Here is a 17736-nt window from a genome sequence, read left to right on the forward strand (position 1 = left end):
CAAAGCGCAGATGATAGCCGCTGGCTTGATTCCGATCAGCCTCGATCGACCGCGCTTCGCGCGACACTGATGGCCGGACAAGGAGACTTCCATGCGCACACTGCTGTTCCTGCACCTGCTGGGTGCCGCGATCTGGGTCGGCGGCCACCTGGTCCTGGCCCTCGGCATCCTCCCCGGCGCCCTGCGCCGCCGCGATCCCCAGGCGATCCGCGCCTTCGAGCAGGTCTACGAGCGGATCGGCATCCCCGCCCTGCTGCTGCAGGTGGTCAGCGGCCTGTGGCTGGCCAGCCTGTGGCTGCCGTTCGACCACTGGTTCGGCGCCACGCCGGTGGCCCGTGCCCTGCAGCTCAAGCTGCTGCTCCTGGCGGCGACCGCCGCCCTGGGCGTGCATGCGCGCCTGCGCCTGATCCCGAACCTGGACGCCGAGAGCCTGCCGAAGCTGGGCTGGCACATCGCCGCGATCACCCTGGTGGGCCTGGGTTTCGTCGCGGTCGGACAGAGTTTCCGTTTCGGCGGCGCCTTCTGAGCATGCCCACATGAAAAAGGGCGCCGGAGGCGCCCTTTTTCATGCCGTTGTCGTGAATGAATCAATGGCCTTTTCCGTTGGCCTTCCTCAGCCTCTCGGCGATTTCGTCCTTGAGTTGCACCCGTTGCTGCTTCAACCCCTGCAGCGCCAGGTCGTCGAGGGGTTCGCGACCGCCCTCGACCTCGTAGATGCGCTTGTCGAGGCTCTCATAGTCCGCCGCCAGGCGAGTGAAGTGGGCGTCGTTGCCATGAAGTTGCTTCAGTTCGGCATGAAAATCCGGAAACTCCCGGGAAAGCGGATGTTGCTCGAGCGGCATGACGGACCTCCTCTGACGTTGTATACGACACCTCCAGACTAGCCCAGCAGGCCTCCTCCGAACATTGCCCCCGATCACCTCGCCGCCGCAGTGCCGTTCAGTTCGCCGCGTCGCAGGCTTTCCACGCTGTTGCCCAGCGCATCGCGGGCGCCAAGGTCGGCACCGCGCGCCGACAGCGCCTGGAGCAGCTCCTCGCGCTCGAACAGCGCCGCGTACATGGCCGCGGTCTGCCCTGCGCCGTTGCGCTGGTCGGGGCTGCATTGCGCGCCGATCAGGCGCCGGGCGATGCGGACCTCGCCCTTGAAGATGGCGCCCATCAGGGCGGTGTTGCCGCGCGCATCCTGGACGCAGGGGTCGGCACCGGCCTCCAGCAATTGTTCCACCGCTCCGCCATGGCCGTGGTAGGCGGCCAGGATCAGCCCGGTATAGCCCTTGGCATCCTGCACATCGAGGTCGAAGCCGGCCTCGACGAACTCCTTCAGCATGGCCTGGTCACCGCGTCGGGCGGCATCGAAGAAGTAGTCGCGCAACCGCGCTTCGACCTCGACCCCATGCACCTCGCCAGCTTGCGCGGCCAGCGCCGCGAGCAGCAAGCCTGCCAGAATCCAACCTCGCATCGTCGTCATCTCCCACCAAACCGATAGAGGAAGAGCGGCCTGGATGGCCGCCCCGGTTGCGATCAATCCTGGAGCTTCGCCGCCAGTTGCCGGACGCGCTGCAGATCGGCCCCGGCCACCTTGGCCAGGCCCGTGCCGTAGTCGCTGTCAGCCTTGTAGAAATAGGAAAGCATGATGTACTTGCTCTCGTCGTCGGTGATCGCCAACGCCCCGCCGAGACTGGCGATCAGGTCGGCCTGGTCCTTCTTGCCGTAGGAGCGGAACAGCTCGCCGGTCTGCTTGAAGTTCTGCTCGCGCTGGATCTTCGCCTGCTGGGTGGTACCGCTCAGCGGGGTCCGCACGTAGCGGGCGCTGGCCTGCTCCTCGCGCGGATCGAGCCGGCTCGGCTGGTAGTTCACCCCGCTGGTACTGTGTCCGGCGTTCAGCGCGCCGTCCTGGTTGACGGTATTGACCTCGCTGCGCGGGCGGTTGACCGGCAGGCCCAGGCCGTTGGCGCCGACCCGGTACATCTGGGTATCGGCGTAGGCGAACAGCCGTCCCTGGAGCAGGCGATCCTCGGAGGGCTCGATGCCCGGCACCAGGTTCGACGGCGCCATGGCGACCTGTTCGGTTTCCTGGAAGAAGTTGTCGACGTTGCGGTTCAGCACCATCTGGCCGATCTTGCGCTCGGGAATGCCCGGCCAGATCTTGGTCGCGTCCAGCGGGTCGAAGTCGAATTTCGCCAGGTCCTCGGGCTTGAGCACCTGGATGTACAGGTCCCATTTCGGGAAGTCGCCCTTCCGGATCGCGCTCACCAGGTCATTGGTCATGTGGCTGTAGTCGCGCCCCTGGACTTCCGCCACCTGTTTCGGATCGAGGTTCTTCTGGCCCTGCAGGCTCTTCCAGTGGAACTTCACGTAGTGCACTTCGCCCCTGGCGTTGACCAGCTTGTAGGCATGCACGCTGTTGCCGTCCATTTCCCGGTAGCTGGCCGGGGTGCCCTCGTTGGAATACAGCAGGGTCAGGGTGCGGGTCGCCTCCGGCACGTGGGAGAAGAAATCGAAGCGTCGCGAGTCGTCGTCGAGGTTGCTGCGCGGGTCCGGCTTGAAGGCATGGACCATGTCCGGGAACTTGATCGCATCGCGGATGAAGAAGGTCGGGAAGTTGTTGCCCACCAGGTCCCAATTGCCGTCTGCGGTATAGAACTTGGTGGCGAAACCGCGCGGATCGCGCAGGGTTTCCGGGGAGTGGTTGCCGTGCACCACCGCGGAGAAGCGCACGAATACCGGGGTCTTCTCGCCCTTGCGGAAGACCTTGGCCATGCTCAGGTCGCTGATATCGGCACTGGCGACGAACTCGCCATGGGCGCCGGTGCCGCGGGCATGCACCACGCGTTCGGGAATACGCTCGCGGTCGAAACGTTGCAGCTTCTGCAGCAGTTGCACGTCCTGCAGCAGCACCGAACCGTTGGGCCCGGCGGTCTGCGAGTTCTGGTTGTCGCCCACTGGCGCACCGTTGTCACGGGTCAGGGTCGCGGCCTGCACGGACAGCGACAGGAGGCTGGCGGTCAGGCTTGCCGCCACCAGCAGGCGGCCGGGACGGAAGGCGTTCAGGGAAGGGTTCATGGAAGAGCTCCTAATGGCTTGTCAGGCGTCTTGTTGCGCCCGACCAAGGTAAGGAGCGCCGCCGGCGACGCTAAATTGAAAAACCTCACCGCGCCGATTAGGAATATCAATGCGCCCATGAATCGCAAAAAGAAATAAAAAAGACCGCCAGCCGAAGAAAGCCCGCGCTGGTGCACCAGGCACTCCCAGTTCGCTCGCCGGTAAACGAGCTCACCTTCGTTATTTGCCTGCGAAGTTAGGTCGGAGAACCTCGCCACTCCAACTTCAACTTCCGGCATCTGCATGGCGCAGTTTCAAGTTGCCGAAGTTGCTTTGTCTTCTTTCTTGGCGAATTCCTGAAAATCGACATGAGTGTAATGTTTTTCCTCTAAACTTCGTTTCTCCCCACAAGACCCGACGCAAACGTATGCCTTGCGAATTTTCGCGTTGCCGGGGGGAACCAAAACACCAATCTTCCAGCCTGAGCAACTTGCCGAAGGCTGCATTAGACTGCCTTTACCTATTAGCGAAATACAGGGAGTGAACCCATGGGTCTTCTGAGTGAATTCAAAGCCTTTGCCGTCAAGGGCAATGTCGTGGATATGGCTGTCGGTATCATCATCGGCGCGGCCTTCGGCAAGATCGTCTCGTCCTTCGTGGGCGATGTGATCATGCCGCCGATCGGACTGCTGATCGGCGGAGTCGACTTCTCCGACCTGGCGATAACGTTGAAGGCCGCCGAAGGCGACGTGCCGGCGGTGGTGCTGGCCTATGGCAAGTTCATTCAGACCGTACTCGACTTCGTCATCGTGGCCTTCGCCATCTTCATGGGGGTCAAGGCGATCAACCGCCTCAAGCGCGAAGAAGCCGTCGCGCCGTCCGAACCGCCAGTGCCGAGTGCCGAGGAAACCCTGCTGACCGAGATCCGCGATCTGCTGAAAGCCCAGCAGAACAAGTCGTGATCGCGTCGGCGGAACAATGAAAAAGGGCCCGAACGGGCCCTTTTTCATTGCCGGACAACACGCCGGGCGGCAGCGTTATCCGCCGCTACTGCGCGGGCACGCACCTACCAGTAGTTCTCCACCGCCACCTGCCCCGGGCGCCGCGTCAGACTGAGGTTCATGCCGCGAGCCTTCAGCACGGCGCGGGTGTCCTCGATCATCTGCGGGTTGCCGCAGAGCATCACCCGCGAATGCTCCGGGGTCAGTTCCAAGTCGGCGGCACGCTCCAGATCGCCGTTCTCGATCAGCGTGGTGATACGTCCGTTCAGGCAACCGGGTACCTGCTCGCGGGTCACCACCGGAATGAAATGCAGCTTGTGGGCATGCTCGGCCAGGTATTCGCGCTCGGCGAGGCCGGCGATCAGCTCGCGGTAGGCCAGCTCCTTGCTCTCACGCACGCTGTAGACCAGCTTGATGCTTTCGAAGCGCTCCCAGACCTCGAAGTCCTGCAGGATCGAGACGAACGGCGCCACACCGGTACCGGTGGCCAGCAGCCAAAGGTCACGACCATCCACGAAGCGGTCGAGGGTGAGGAAGCCGAAGGCCTGGCGATCGACCAGCAACTGGTCGCCCTCGCGCAGGCGGCTGAGTTCGCTGGTGAACTCGCCGTCCGGGACGACGATGGAAAAGAAGTCGAGGAATTCGTCATGAGGCGCCGAAACCATCGAGTAGGCGCGCCAGACGATACTGCCGCTGGGCTTGTACACGCCGAGCCGGGCGAATTGCCCGGCGCGGAACCGGAATCCCGCGTCGCGGCTGGTACGCAGGGTGAACAGGTTGGGAGTCAGAGGCTGCACGTCGAGCAGCGTCTGGCGGGTGAATTTCTCTTCGCTGGCGGTCATGGTCCGCTCCGGATACCGATACTCCCCTAGTGTCCCGCAAAGCACCCGGCAGAAACACCCGCAAGGCTTGTGGCTATCCCCGCTGACGGGAATAGCCAGCGGCCGATCAGCGCTTGCGGTTGACCACCTGGGCCGCGCGCAACACGTCACTACCGATCTGCGCCTCGTAGTTCTTCCACAGCGGCTTCATGGCGTTGCGCCAGGCCTCGTGCTCTTCCGCGCTGAGGCTGACCAGACGGCTCTTGCCGGCGGCCAGCAGGTGCTCGCGCTCCTTCTGGTTGAGCGCTTCGGCTTCCTTGTTCACCACCAGGGTGACCTCGTCGACGATGCTCTCCAGTTCGGTGCGGGTCTGGTAGGGGATGCTGGTCCAGAATGCCGAGCTGGTGATCAGCATGTAGCTGAGCGCACCGTGATTGGTCTCGGTGATGTACGGCTGCACGCTGTCGATCTTCTGTCCGGCGAGGTTCGACCAGGTGTTCTCGGTGCCCTGCACGCTGCCGGCCTGCATGGCCTTGAGGGTCTCGGCGTAGGACAACTGCTTGGCGGTGGCGCCGAGCATGGCGAACTGCGCTTCCAGCACCGACGACGGCTGGATACGGAAGACCAGGCCCTTGGCATCGTCCGGCCGGTGCAGCTCGCGAGTGGCGGAAAGCTGCTTCATGCCGTTGTTCCAGTAGGCCAGGCCATAGATACCGTGCTTGGCCATGGAGCGCAGCAGTTCGCGGCTCTTGTCGCGCTTCTGGAAACGCTTCAGGGCCTCCAGGTCATCGAACAGGAACGGCAGGTCGAACACCTGGAGTTGCTTGGTATAGGGCTCGAACTTGGACAGCGAGGTGGCCAGCATCTGCACCTTGTTGGCGCGCAGGGCCTCGATCTCGTCGGCGTCGCCGAACAGCGTCGAGTTGGGGTAGACCTCGACCTTGACCTTGCCCGGCAGACGCTCCTCGGCAAGCTTCTTGAACAACAGCGCCCCCTTGCCCTTGGGCGTGTCGTCGGAGACCACATGGGAGAACTTGATCACGATCGGGCCGGCGTCCTCGGCATGGGCGACGGCGGAAACGGCGAACAGTGCGGCGAGCGCCACACCGACAAACGGCTTGAACATCGATGTACCTGTGCGATGGCAACGACGAGCCCCGCGACGGCTCGCACGGGTCTCGTTCGGAAAACGGGTTGGGTGACGGTCGCCGCTCGAAGTGGCGAAGGCGCCCGTCCAGGCGCTACCGGGTCATGACAGGCGCTATCGAAGCCCTAGCCCGGTTATTATTGGCGTGCCCGGCTGGATGACTCGTCGGTAAGGAAACGACTAACCAGAGCCGGGTAAAGAATTTTTCGGCATATCCGTGTGCCGCACAAGCTGGAGAACTCCAACCAGCTCTCAGTTTCGACAGATTGTTAATTGACGAGCGGGATTCGCCCCGCCGGGAACCCGATGCCTCTATTCGCCACCTCCTTCGCCCAGCTCGATTTGGTCCGCCAGCCCGAGCAGGACGGCGAGCCCCTCCAGGCGTTCGACGCCGCCGACGAATACCTGCTCAACCAGTTGCACGAACGGGGCGTGACGGCGCAATGCCGGGTGCTGGTCCTCAACGACGCCTTCGGCGCCCTCGCCGCGAGCCTGGCGCCGCACGTTCAGGTCACCAGCAGCGGCGATTCGCACCTGGGCTTCCTCGCCCTGCGCAAGAACCTCGCGCGCAACGGCCTCGACCTGGGCTCGGTGCGCTTCGTCCCGGCCAGCGAAACCGCCGTGGGGCCCTTCGATCACGTGCTGGTCAAGGTGCCGAAGACCCTCGCGTTGCTGGAGGAGCAACTGATCCGCCTGCACGGCCAACTGGCACCGGGCGCGCAGGTCGTCGCCGCGGGGATGGTCAAGCACTTGCCGCGCGCCGCCGGCGACCTGCTGGAACGCTACATCGGCCCGATGCACGCTTCGCTGGCGGTGAAGAAGGCCCGCCTGCTGATCGCCGAGGCAGCGGAGCGCCCGCAGCCGCGCTCGCCCTATCCGACCCGCTATCGCCTGGAGCAGCCGCCGCTGACGCTGCTCAACCACGCCAACGTATTCTGCCGGGAGGGTCTCGACATCGGCACCCGCGCCTTCCTCCCGCACCTGCCACGCAGCCTCGGCGCGCTACGCGCCGCCGACCTGGGCTGCGGCAACGGGGTGCTCGGCATCGCCTACGCGCTGCTCAACCCGCAGGCCGAGCTGGCCCTGGTGGATGAGTCGTACATGGCCGTGCAGTCGGCGCGGGAAAACTGGCGAGCGGCGCTGGGCGAGCGGCCGGCGACGTTCCGCGCCGACGATGGCCTGGCCGGCCAGGCGGCGGGCTCGCTGGACCTGGTCCTGTGCAACCCGCCGTTCCACCAGCAGCAGGTGGTCGGCGACTTCCTCGCCTGGCGCATGTTTCTCCAGGCTCGCGATGCCCTGGCGGCGGGCGGCGAACTGTGGATCGTCGGCAACCGCCACCTGGGCTACCACGCCAAGCTCAAGCGGCTGTTCCGCGGGGTCGAGCAGGTCGCGGCGAATCCGAAGTTCGTGATCCTGAAAGCGGTAAAATAGTCAGCCGAGCGCCGCCGGGGTGTCCACGTCGCGGAGTACGCCCGGATCGTCGCACGGCACCTCGCACCAGGCCGGACGATGGGCCTGCAGCACATGGCGCGCGCCCTGGTCGCCGTCCAGTTGCGCAAGCGCGTCCCAGAAAGCGCGGCCGAACAGCACCGGATGGCCGCGCTGACCGTCGTACAGGGGAAACACGATGGCTTCGGGAGTGGCCATCGCGGCCAGACGCTCGAGGGTATCGGCGGCGATCCAGGGCATGTCGCCGAGCAGGACGGCGATGGCCCGGGCCGTGCTGTTCCTCGCCGCCGCGACGCCGGCGGCCAGGCTGTGGCCCATGCCCAACGATGCATCGAGGCTGTGGACAAGCCGCTGCTGCGCCGGCAGGCCCAGGCTCGCCGGGGTGTCTCCGGCACGCACCACCACCCGCACCTCGGCGAACGCCTCGCGCGCCCGCGCCACGCTGGCCGCCAGCAGGGTCGTGCCATCAGCCAGGCGCGCCAGGCGCTTGTCGCTGCCGAAGCGGCGCCCCTGCCCGGCCGCCAGGACCAGGCACAGCACCTCGTCGGCGGCGACCATCAGAGCCGCTCGCGGGGAATGCCGTTGCGGATGCGAAGAATGTCCGCCAGCACCGCCAGGGCGATTTCCGCCGGCGTCTTGCTGCCGAGGTTGAGGCCGATCGGCGCGTGGATCCGCGCCAGTTCGGCATCGCCCAGGCCGCCGATGCGCCGCAGGCGCTCGAAGCGTTTCTCCGAGGTCGCCCGCGATCCCATCACGCCGATATAGAAGGCTTCGGTACGCACCGCCTCGAGCATCGCCAGGTCGTCGATCTTCGGATCGTGGGTCAACGCCACCACCGCCGTATCGGCGTGGCAACCGCCGTCGGCGATGAACAGCGAGGGCAGCTCGCGACGGATCTCGATGCCCTCCAGCACCACGCCGCGCAAGGCTTCTTCGCGCGGGTCGCAGAGGATCACCTCGAAGCCCAGGCCCTTGCCGAACTCGGCGCAGGCATGGGCGACGCTGGAATAGCCGGCCAGCAGCAGGCGCTGGGCAGCGCCGACGCGCAAGCGCACGCACTCGCCGTCGCGTTCAGCCCGAGGGCCGTGGCTGGAATCGTCGCGCAGGCTGCGCGCGCCGCTGCCCAGCTCGACCTCGCGCAGCAGGCGGCGCTGACCAAGCAACGCCGACTCCAGCTCGCGCAGATGGGCCTGGACATCGCAGTCCGGCGCCAGGTTTTCCACCAGTACGTCGAGGATGCCGCCGCAGGGCAGGCGGATGTTCGAGTTCGGGTCGTCGCCCTCGCCGTAGCGCACGATCACCGCGGGATCGGGGAAACCGCCGGCGGCGACCCGCTCGAGGAAATCATCCTCGACGCAGCCGCCGGACAGCGAGCCGATCCATTCACCGCTGGCGTTCACCGCCAGCAGCGATCCCGGCGCGCGGGGCGCCGAGCCGTAGGTCGTGAGCACGGTACAGAACCACACCCGTTCGCCGCCCACGGACCACTTCAGCGCCTTGCGGACCACCTGTAGATCGAGGTGTTGCACGATTCACTTCACCTTGACGGTATGCGCCGAAGCGCTCTCCATCTTCAATTGCGCGACCTGTTGGGGACCGAGGTCACCGGGCAATCCGCCCCAGGTCTGACGCAGGTAGTTGAGCAGGTCCGTGAGTTGCTCGTCGTCGAGTTTCCCGGCGAAACCGGGCATCGGTTGCATGCGTTCGAAGCCGGTGAACTGCTGTTCGACGATGCCGTCTTCGATCACTCGCAACAGATTACGCGGGTCTTGCAGGCGCAGGGTAGTGTTGCCGTTCATCGCCACCGCGATATGCGGCTTGCCCTCGCCTTCGCCGCCGTGGCAGCCGGCGCAGACGTTGAGGTACTGCTGGCGACCGCGCTTGCCGCTGTCGTTCAGCTGCGCCTCGGGCAGCGCCTGGACCACCTTGGCCGGCGGCGGCTGGTCGCCGAGCAGGTAGGTGGCCATGGCTGCCAGGTCGCTGTCGTCGAGGTGCTGGGTGCTGTGGTGCACCACCGGGAACATCTCGTTGAACATGCTGCCCTGGGCGCTCATGCCGTGCTTGAGGAAGCTCGCCAGGTCCGGCTGGGTCCAACCGCGCGCGGCAAGGTCGCCGGGCAGCAGGCTGGGCGCCAGGTAGCCGTTGAGCAGGCCGCCGCTCAGGCGCTTGTCCTGCTCCAGGGCGCCGGCCAGGTTGCGCGGGGTATGGCACTCGCCGCAGTGGCCGAGCACCTCGACCATGTACTGCCCGCGCTTCCAGGCCTCGCTGCGCCCTTCCTCCGGCTGCAAGCGCACGCTCTTGCCGTAGAGCAGGTTCCAGCCGGCCAGGCCCATGCGCACGTTGAACGGGAAGCTCAGGCTGGTCTGCGGCGCCGGCCGGGCGATCGGCTCCTGGGCCATCAGGTAGGCGTAGATGGCGTCGGCATCCTCGCGCTCGATCAGGTGATAGGAGGTGTAGGGCATCGCCGGATAGAGGTAGGCGCCGTCCTTGCGCTTGCCCTCGGTAAGAGCGGCGAAGAACTCGTCGGCGCTGTAGGCGCCGATGCCGTGTTCCTTGTCCGGGGTGATGTTGGTGCCGTAGATGGTGCCGAACGGCGACTGGATCGGCAGCCCGCCGGCGAACGGCGCGCCGCCCTCGGCAGTATGGCAGGCCATGCAGTCGGCGGCGCGGGCGAGGTATTCGCCGCGCTTGACCAGCGCCGCGTCGGCGCCGGCGGCGGAGGCCAGGAACGGCGACAGCGCGGCCAGCGCCAGGGCGAGGCCGGAAAGGGTGCGCTTCATCCTCAAGCCTCCTTGACCAGGCCGAGTTCGTCGAGCACGTCGCGGGTGGCGCTGTAGTAGCGCACGTAGCCGGTGCAACGGCAGATGTGATGGCCGAGGCTGTCCTCGATCGCCTGCTCCAGCTCGCTGCGCTTGATCGGCTGGCGCTGGGCTTTTTCCACCAGCACGGTGGCGGCGTTGACGAAGCCCGGCGCGCAATAGCTGCACTGGAAGGCGAACTGGTCGACGAACTTCTGCTGGATCGGGTTCAGCTCGCGGATGTCGCCATTCTCGTCGCGCTGGGCATGGCCCTCGATGGTGCGAACCTTCTTGCCGTCGAAGTAGTGCGCGCCGGTGATGCAGGTGCGCACTTCCTCGCTGGTGCCGTCCGGATTGTCGACGATCACCACGCAGGCATGGCAGATGCCCTGGCCACAGCCCAGGCGCGAGCCGGTGAGGTTCTGGTATTCGTGCAGGTAGTCGATCATCGGCAGGTCTTCGGCGACCTCCACCGGACCGACGGCTTGACCGTTGAGGGTCATCTGGAGCTTGCGGTTAGCCATGGAGGGCCTCCTTGATGCGGGCGGGAGTGATGGGCAGGTCGCGGACGCGCTTGCCGGTGGCGTGCGCCACGGCGTTGGCGATGGCGCCGACCACCGGGATCATCACCACCTCGGCGATGCCTTTGGCCGGATCGGTCGGCGACAGCGGCGGGAGGATCTCCGCCGTCTGGTTCCAAACCGCCACGTCCTTCGCCCGCGGCAACCGGTAGCGGTTGAAGTTCCAGTCCCCTTCCGCGGGGCCGCCCTCGTAGAGCGGCATTTCCTCCAGCAGCGCATGGCCGATACCCATGGCGATGCCGCCCTCCAGCTGGCCCTTGACCAGCTCCGGCACCAGCACCCGGCCGCACTCGATCCAGGAATGGTGGTCGAGCACCTGCACCTCGCCGCTGCCCTTGTTCACCTTCAGCTCGACCAGGGTCGCCACCGGACTGTAGTAGGTGACCATCGCGTTGTTCAGCTGGGTCGCCGGATAAGCCGGATTCTGCCGGTCGAGCAGGTGGAAGCCGGCGCTGTTCATCATCGCCTTCTTCACTCCCGGCGCGCCGTCGCCGTACTTCACCGCCATGGCGTCGAGCGGCAGGCGCTCGCGCACGCCATCGATGACGAAGTCCGCCTCGGCCCAGCTCCAGCGGTTGAAGCCGTGGACGCTGACGCCGGTGACCAGGCCCATCTCGTGGGCCTTCTTCGCCAGCTCGGCGAAGGGAATCGGCGCCAGGCCGTTGCCGGTCAACTGGCCGTCGACCCATACCGCGTTTTCGCGGCGCACCACATAGGGATTGGCCTGGCCGCCGAACGGACCGCTGCGCCACAGCTCCAGGGCCGCCGGCCACAGGCCGTGGTTGAACAGCACGCGCGCGGCTTCGCGGGTGGCGTGGCTGAAATAGAACGCCGAGTTGGTCGCCGACGACGGCGAGGCCAGCTTGCCGACCCAGCGCGGATCGCGTAGCGCGGCGTCCTGCTCGGCCTGGCTCATCAGGTAGGGATTGCCCTTGGTGGTGAGCCGCAGCTCGGGCCATTCGGTCTCGGCGGTCTTCACCTCGTCCGCCGGACGGCCGAGGAAGTCGCCGACCACGAAGGCCTGCGAGGTGGACATCCCGGTACCGATCTCGGTGCCGATGTGGCGCAGGCTGATGCGCCCGTCGGCGCTGAACTCGATGCTCGCCATCGGCGCCTCGGCGCCGGTGCCGAAGTCCTTCTGGCAAATGGCGAAGCCGACCCCATACCAGTTGTCCGGGTCTTCCGCGTCGAAGCGCTTCTTGCGTGCGTCGCGGTCCTTCCAGACCTCGTGGGCAGCGGCCTTGTCGAGGATCTCGTGCAGGCGCAGGGCACCGGCCGGGACCGCGCCCTGGGTGTTCTTCATGCCCGAGCGCAGGGCGTTGCGACGACGCAGGTCGATGGCGTCGACGCCCAGCCGGCCAGCGATCTCGTCGACCATCATCTCGGTCGCGGCCATGGTCTGCAGGGTACCGTAGCCGCGCATCGAGCCGGCCTCCACGCCGCGCGAATGATAGGCGGTGACCGCCAGGTCGTTCTGCGGCATGTAGTAGATCGACTGCGCGGCGGTGGCGCCCACCGCCGCCACCGAGGCGCTGTAGTTGGCGCGCCCGCCGCCGTCGGCGCTCATGTCGGCGCGGAAGATGCGGAAGCCGAGGTCGTTCCTGTCTACCGCCAGTTGGTAGCGGATGTCGAACGGGTGGCGCTTGATGCCGCTCTGGAACTGCTCGTAGCGGTCGTTGGCCAGGCGCACCGGCACACCCTCGCCATACAGCGCGGCGAGCGCGGCATAGAAGACGAAGATGTTGTTGTCCTTGGAGCCGTAGCCGACGGTATAGCCCGGATGGATGTTGAACTTCTCCAGGGCGAAGCGCGACGGCTTGATCATGTGCACGCTTTCGTAGGCGACTTCGAACGGGCACTGGGTGGCGACCACGAAGTGCAAGGTCTTGCTCGCCGCGTCGTACCAGCCGTTGCCGTTGTCCGGCTCCAGTGCCGCCGGCTCGATCGATGGGGTCTTGTAGCGCTCGTCGAAGACCAGCCAGTCCTGCGGCGGGTTTTCCAGTTGCTCGGCCATGCGCTTGGCATGGAACAGCCCCTGCTCGGTGAGGTCGCCGTGCAGCTTCGGCTCGCTGGTCCATACCGGTTTGCGGTTGAGGATGGTGGGGAACAGCATCGAGTCCTTCAGGCTGGAGAACTCGTCGTCCTCGTAGGGCGTCTTGCCGCCGACCCGGACGAAGCGATAGCTGCCGTAGGGATCGCCCTGGTACAGCGGGGCCTGGGCGCCATAGCGGATCGCCTTGTCGTTGAACTTGAGCTTGAGCTTGGCCCGGCGGAAGCGCTCGAAGTCGTTCCAGATCAGGATCGCCACCGGATGGCCGATGAACATCGGCACCTTGCCCGGCGGCAGGAGCGGATCGGGCGAATGCGCCTCGGGGAAGACGATGCCGTCCTTCTCCAGGTCGGCGGCGGTGACGATACGGTCCGGCTGCAACTCGGCGCCCAGCCAGGAAAGGTCGTGGCCTTCGTAGATGCGGTCGGCGCGAACGGTCTTCAGCAACATGGCGTGGCCTTGCTGCTGCGGCCAGCCGGGCATGTCCCTGGCGCGGATATCGCGGGCGAACACCTTGTTGCCGCAGACCTTGGACAAGGCGTCGTTACGGAAACGGACCTGACCGTTGCCCGCCATCCAGCGCTGGGCGGAAACGGTCACCTGGTTCTCGAACAAGGCAGCGAACGCCTGGCTGCCGAGCGGCGCCAGGGTGACACCCACGCCGGCGATCAACCCGCCCTGGAGAAAGGCGCGCCGGGATATATCACGGTTGGACATGCAAGTTCCTCTGGGTGGTACGGTTCCCACCCATGTCGTTATTCAGGCTTGAACAGCTCGTCCGGACGGACGAGGTGGAGCACGCAGGCGGAAAAACCTGACTCAGGAGTTAATTTTAGCGACAAGTCGCACCCGAGGAAAAGTCCCGTCTACCGCTGGAAGGACCCATGGACACTCGACTTTGGTCGCCTGCCAGGCCGGCTCCAACCTTTTCGTGCGCTTCTCTGAATCTTCGATTTCGGCAATGGCAACAGCCAAGAGGTAACCACATGTTACTCTCCGCCCTCCTCTCGAAACGCCCGACCCCAGCATGTCCAGCCAACCCAGCTCCCTGCTCCGCCATCGTCCCTTCCTCGCCTTCTGGCTGGCCCGCGTCTGCACCGCCAGCGGCTTCCAGATGCTCACCGTGGCCATCGGCTGGCACATCTACGAACTGACCGGCAATGTCCTCGACCTGGGCCTGGTAGGCCTGGTCGAATTCCTCCCGCGGGTACTGTTCATGCTCCACACCGGGCATGTTGCCGACCGCTACGACCGACGCAGAATCGCCGCCCTCTGCCAGGCCGGCCAGGCCCTGGTGGCGGTGGCACTGGTGCTCGGCGCGGCTTCGGGAGAGATCACCCGCAACATGATCTTCGTCCTCGCCTTCGCCCTCGGTACCGCCCGCGCCTTCGAAATGCCGACCACCCAGGCGCTGCTGCCGAACCTGGTACCGGCCGGGCTGTTCCCGCGCGCGGTGGCCGCTTCGGCTTCGGCGATGCAGGCGGCGACCATTGCCGCCCCGGCCCTCGGCGGCCTGCTCTATGCGTTCGGTGCCTCCTGGGTCTACGTGCCGACCGCGACTCTCTACGTCCTCGCCTGCGTCCTGACGCTCAGCCTGCCGGTACGCAACCAGCCGCTCACCCAGGGCAAGGCCACCCTCGACTCGCTGCTCGCCGGCATCCGTTTCATCCGCAGCCGACCGGACATCTTCGGGGCGATCTCCCTCGACCTGTTCGCCGTGCTCCTCGGCGGCGCCACCGCCCTGCTCCCGGTGTTCGCCAAGGACATCCTGCTCACCGGGCCCTGGGGCCTCGGCCTGCTGCGCTCGGCTCCAGCGGTGGGCGCCCTGGCGATGTCGTTCTGGCTGGCGCACTTCAGCATCGAACGCAACGTCGGGCGGATCATGTTCCTCTCCGTGGGCATCTTCGGCCTGGCAACCATCGCCTTCGGCCTGTCGAAATCGTTCTGGCTGTCCTTCGGCGTGCTGGTGGTACTCGGCGCCGCGGACATGGTCAGCATGGTCATCCGCGGCGCCTTCGTGCAGCTCGAAACCCCCGACGAGATGCGCGGCCGGGTCAGCGCGGTGAACGGCCTGTTCATCGGCGCCTCGAACCAGCTCGGCGAGTTCGAGTCCGGGCTCACCGCACACTGGTTCGGCACGGTACCGGCAGTGGTCCTCGGCGGGATCGGCACCCTGGTGGTCACCGGAGCATGGATGAAGCTGTTCCCTAGCCTGGCGCAACGCGACCGCCTGCACTGAGGCCAATGCCGTCGCGCGTCGCTGCCCCGACAGCGGCGTATCGGCGATAACGCCTGGGGCGTTATCCGTCCTCCCCATGGAACACCGCACCTTCTCGGCAATAAGAAAGCCCGGCATCGAGCCGGGCTTTTCTCGCACCTTGCGGCGTGATCCGCGGTGTCAGGCGGGGCGCCGCATCTCCCGATGCAGGCGGTCGACGGTGCGCTCGCTACCGTTGTCGGCCAGGCGCAGATCGACGCGCCCCATGTCCTTGTGCAGACGGTCGACGGTCTGTTCGCTGCCGTTCTCGGCCAGGCGCGCCTCGCGGCTGGTCATGTCGCGGTGCAAGCGATCGATGGTCTGCTCGCTGCCGCTTTCGGCGACCCGGCGTTCTTCCTGGACGCGCGGCGCCTGGGTCTTGCGCAGGCGTTCGAGGGTACGGTCGGAACCGTCGGAGGCGATCAGTTGTTGGGCACCGCGCAGGGCGATGGATTCGACCCGCGGTGCAGCGAAGGCGGCATTGGCGGTCAGGGTAGCAAGGGCGATGGCGAGGATCAGCGGGCGTTTCATGGCAGTGGCTCCAGGTATTCGTTACGTGGGGCCATTCTCTGTTCGGGAAACTCGATTGGAAAACGAAGCGCGCCAATAGTATTCATCGACGTTTGAAATAGTGCAAATAACCGCTCTAGCACAGCAGTTACAGCAAGAATACGCCTCTCCGACCGGCCTTGGCACGGATTGACGGCATCGATATGAAAAATCGAAGAAATCGAAAGTTTGAGAAGAACACTCGGAATTGAGCACGAACCTCCCTCTCCGCAGAACCGGAGAGGGGCTCCGTCAGCAGCCTCCGGAACGGAAGCCGGCAGGGTTCAGAAGCGCGCCACCACGTTGAACAGGACCCGCGTCTCGCGCTTCCCATCGCGCTGGTCGGCTGGCTCGCCGATGACCTGGCGGGCAATCTCCGGGTTGAACGACAACTGGTCGGTGAGGTTGAAGCGCACCCCGGCACCGATCGAGCCGAGCTTCTGCTGCTCGTCATCGTCCACGTCGAGGTTGTAGGTCTTGCCCCAGTCGTAGAAAGCGTAGGCCTGGTAGCTGCGCAGCCAGCTATAGCCCACCGCCTGGCCATAGCGCGGTTCGAGCTTCAGGGCGAAGCCACGGTCACCGGTGATGTTGCCCGGGGCGAAGCCGCGACCGATCCCGCTGCCGCCGACGCCGAAGCGCTCGCTCGGCAGCAACGGGTCGAAGCTGTACTGCCATTGCAACTCGCCATACACCGACCAGGGTCCGCCGAGCCCTTGCAGACGCCCGATGTTGCCGTTGAGATAGACGAAACGTCCGTCGGCCACTTCGCGGGAACGACGTTCATCGTCCTTCTTGGTCGCGCCCCACATGTCCAGGCCGATGTTGTTGCGCACCTCCGCCAGGTTGATGCCCATCCAGCGGTCGACCCAGTCATAGGTCAGGCGTTGCTGGAACACCCGCACATGGTCACGACCGGGGTTCGAGGCGTCGCTGGCGAAGTCGCGCAGGCGGGTCTCGGTATCCTTCCACTGCAACGCCAGGCCGCCGCTCAGGTTCTGCGAGCGCGAGCGGATGAAGGGATGGTTGTAGGAAATGCTGCCTTCGGTGCTCTTGCTGACGCTGTCGAAGGGGAATACCGAGTCCGGAATGTCCGGGTTGACCTTCGAATAGGAACCCATGATCTGCAGGGTATCGCCGGCGAACATGCCACCCAGCGGCAACGTACCGCGCAACTGGATGTAGCGGGTGGCATCGCTGAACGGCGAGATCGCGCCGAGCACGTCGATCTGCTCGTAGAAGCCCAGGCGGGAGAACTCGGTGGCGCCGAAGGCCAGGGTGGTCGGGTCGGTGTAGTGCGAGCCGCGGTTGTCGAGGCTGACGAAGCCTTCGTATCGCTGCTGTTGCAAGGCCACGTCGAGGTTCGACGAGCCCAGCGCCTGACCCGGGCTGAGCACGCTCTGCACGTTGACCCCCGGCAGGTCGCCGACCAGCAGCAGGCCGCGCTCCAGGGTATCGGCATCCAGCGGACGTTTTTCGGTCAGCGGCGCGAGCAGTTCCTCCACTCGCACCCGCGGCCCATCGACGGTTCCCTTGATCTGCACGTGTTCGAGGTAACCCTCGATCACCTGCAGGCGTACCTTGCCGCCCTCGATGCTCTGCTCCGGCACCACTACCTGGGTCAACAGGTAGCCGTCCTGGCGGTACTTGGCGGTGAGGCGGTTGGCCAGGTCGACCAGTTCGGCCAGGGACACCTGCTTGCCGAGCATATGCTGGTAATAGGACTCGAGCACCGCCTTGTCATAGCGGGTGTTGCCTTCGATGCGTATCTCGCGCAGTTCGAAGCGGATCTGTTCGCTGCCTTGCGGCGCGACCTGCTTGGGCACCACCAGCGGCGCCTCGGGCTTGGCTTGCGGCTCGCTGCGGGGCTTGAAGCGTTCATCGAGCTGGGATGGCTGTACAGTCCCTGGCAACTCCACGGCGGCGGCGGAAGCAGCCAGCATCCCGCAGCCACAGAGCGTCACCCAGCGAAGCGTCCATTGCGAAGGTTTCATCATTCACCTCGGGCAGATGACGCACTACCGCCCGGAGACGATAGTGCGCA

At 65.8% G+C, this 17736-nt stretch carries 17 protein-coding genes; 4 read left to right on the forward strand and 13 right to left on the reverse strand.

Annotation, left to right across the window (positions count from 1 at the left end):
- Positions 1-91 precede the first annotated feature (91 nt).
- Positions 92-526: a CopD family protein gene (locus AC1RB9_RS24000; protein ID WP_003112796.1), complete on the forward strand. Its 435-nt coding sequence runs from the start codon at positions 92-94 to the stop codon at positions 524-526.
- 61 nt (positions 527-587) lie between these two features.
- On the opposite strand, the gene AC1RB9_RS24005 is transcribed toward AC1RB9_RS24000, so the two are convergent.
- The 4 genes from AC1RB9_RS24005 to AC1RB9_RS24020 form a co-directional block, all read right to left on the reverse strand.
- Positions 588-842 carry an HP1242/YdcH family protein gene (locus AC1RB9_RS24005; RefSeq protein ID WP_003104887.1) on the reverse strand — a complete coding sequence of 85 codons (255 nt, stop codon included), beginning with the start codon at positions 840-842 and terminating at the stop codon, positions 588-590.
- Between the two features lie 74 nt (positions 843-916).
- A complete protein-coding gene (locus AC1RB9_RS24010) occupies positions 917-1468 on the reverse strand; it encodes an ankyrin repeat domain-containing protein (protein ID WP_003121338.1) in 552 nt (183 codons plus the stop codon).
- A gap of 53 nt (positions 1469-1521) precedes the next feature.
- Positions 1522-3063 (reverse strand): catalase KatB, encoded by a 1542-nt coding sequence (katB, locus tag AC1RB9_RS24015; protein WP_003094881.1) that lies wholly within the window; start codon positions 3061-3063, stop codon positions 1522-1524.
- On the reverse strand, positions 3060-3347 hold the full coding sequence (locus AC1RB9_RS24020; RefSeq protein WP_003116291.1) for a hypothetical protein: 288 nt from the start codon (positions 3345-3347) through the stop codon (positions 3060-3062). Before AC1RB9_RS24020 ends, katB begins: the two co-directional genes overlap by 4 nt.
- 243 nt (positions 3348-3590) lie before the next feature.
- Here AC1RB9_RS24020 and mscL point away from each other — a divergent pair, with 243 nt between their 5' ends.
- Positions 3591-4004, forward strand: a complete 414-nt coding sequence (gene mscL / locus AC1RB9_RS24025) for a large-conductance mechanosensitive channel protein MscL (RefSeq protein ID WP_003104883.1) — start codon at positions 3591-3593, stop codon at positions 4002-4004.
- Positions 4005-4108: 104 nt separating this feature from the next.
- Here the strand turns inward: mscL and AC1RB9_RS24030 are convergent, their stop codons facing one another.
- Positions 4109-4885, reverse strand: coding sequence for a ferredoxin--NADP reductase (locus tag AC1RB9_RS24030; RefSeq protein ID WP_003456796.1), 777 nt, complete (start codon positions 4883-4885; stop codon positions 4109-4111).
- Positions 4886-4991: 106 nt separating this feature from the next.
- Positions 4992-5990 carry a DctP family TRAP transporter solute-binding subunit gene (locus AC1RB9_RS24035; RefSeq protein WP_003094894.1) on the reverse strand — a complete coding sequence of 333 codons (999 nt, stop codon included), beginning with the start codon at positions 5988-5990 and terminating at the stop codon, positions 4992-4994.
- 327 nt (positions 5991-6317) lie between these two features.
- Between AC1RB9_RS24035 and AC1RB9_RS24040 the strand changes: the two genes are divergently transcribed.
- Entirely contained in the window at positions 6318-7442 is a 1125-nt protein-coding gene (locus AC1RB9_RS24040; RefSeq protein WP_003456799.1) for a methyltransferase, read from the forward strand.
- Here the strand turns inward: AC1RB9_RS24040 and AC1RB9_RS24045 are convergent, their stop codons facing one another.
- From AC1RB9_RS24045 to AC1RB9_RS24065, 5 genes are read right to left on the reverse strand one after another with little or no spacing between them, the layout of a single operon-like run.
- A complete protein-coding gene (locus AC1RB9_RS24045; RefSeq protein WP_003116293.1) occupies positions 7443-8018 on the reverse strand; it encodes a nucleotidyltransferase family protein in 576 nt (191 codons plus the stop codon).
- Complete coding sequence (locus AC1RB9_RS24050) at positions 8018-8989, reverse strand: XdhC family protein (protein WP_003104873.1); 972 nt, start codon at positions 8987-8989, stop codon at positions 8018-8020. The genes AC1RB9_RS24045 and AC1RB9_RS24050 overlap by 1 nt, the downstream gene beginning before the upstream one ends.
- A 3-nt stretch (positions 8990-8992) precedes the next feature.
- Entirely contained in the window at positions 8993-10240 is a 1248-nt protein-coding gene (locus tag AC1RB9_RS24055; RefSeq protein WP_003116295.1) for a cytochrome c, read from the reverse strand.
- Between the two features lie 2 nt (positions 10241-10242).
- Positions 10243-10782: a (2Fe-2S)-binding protein gene (locus AC1RB9_RS24060; protein ID WP_003094903.1), complete on the reverse strand. Its 540-nt coding sequence runs from the start codon at positions 10780-10782 to the stop codon at positions 10243-10245.
- Positions 10775-13606, reverse strand: coding sequence for a xanthine dehydrogenase family protein molybdopterin-binding subunit (locus AC1RB9_RS24065; protein WP_003106770.1), 2832 nt, complete (start codon positions 13604-13606; stop codon positions 10775-10777). The genes AC1RB9_RS24060 and AC1RB9_RS24065 overlap by 8 nt, the downstream gene beginning before the upstream one ends.
- 310 nt (positions 13607-13916) lie before the next feature.
- On the opposite strand from AC1RB9_RS24065, the gene AC1RB9_RS24070 reads away from it, so the two are divergent.
- Positions 13917-15128, forward strand: a complete 1212-nt coding sequence (locus AC1RB9_RS24070; RefSeq protein WP_003456803.1) for an MFS transporter — start codon at positions 13917-13919, stop codon at positions 15126-15128.
- 159 nt (positions 15129-15287) lie between these two features.
- On the opposite strand, the gene AC1RB9_RS24075 is transcribed toward AC1RB9_RS24070, so the two are convergent.
- Entirely contained in the window at positions 15288-15677 is a 390-nt protein-coding gene (locus tag AC1RB9_RS24075) for a hypothetical protein (RefSeq protein ID WP_003106768.1), read from the reverse strand.
- A 302-nt stretch (positions 15678-15979) separates the two neighbouring features.
- Positions 15980-17686: a two-partner secretion system transporter CdrB gene (gene cdrB / locus AC1RB9_RS24080; RefSeq protein WP_003094915.1), complete on the reverse strand. Its 1707-nt coding sequence runs from the start codon at positions 17684-17686 to the stop codon at positions 15980-15982.
- Positions 17687-17736 lie beyond the last annotated feature (50 nt).

Source organism: Pseudomonas sp. 20-5, assembly GCF_056782835.1.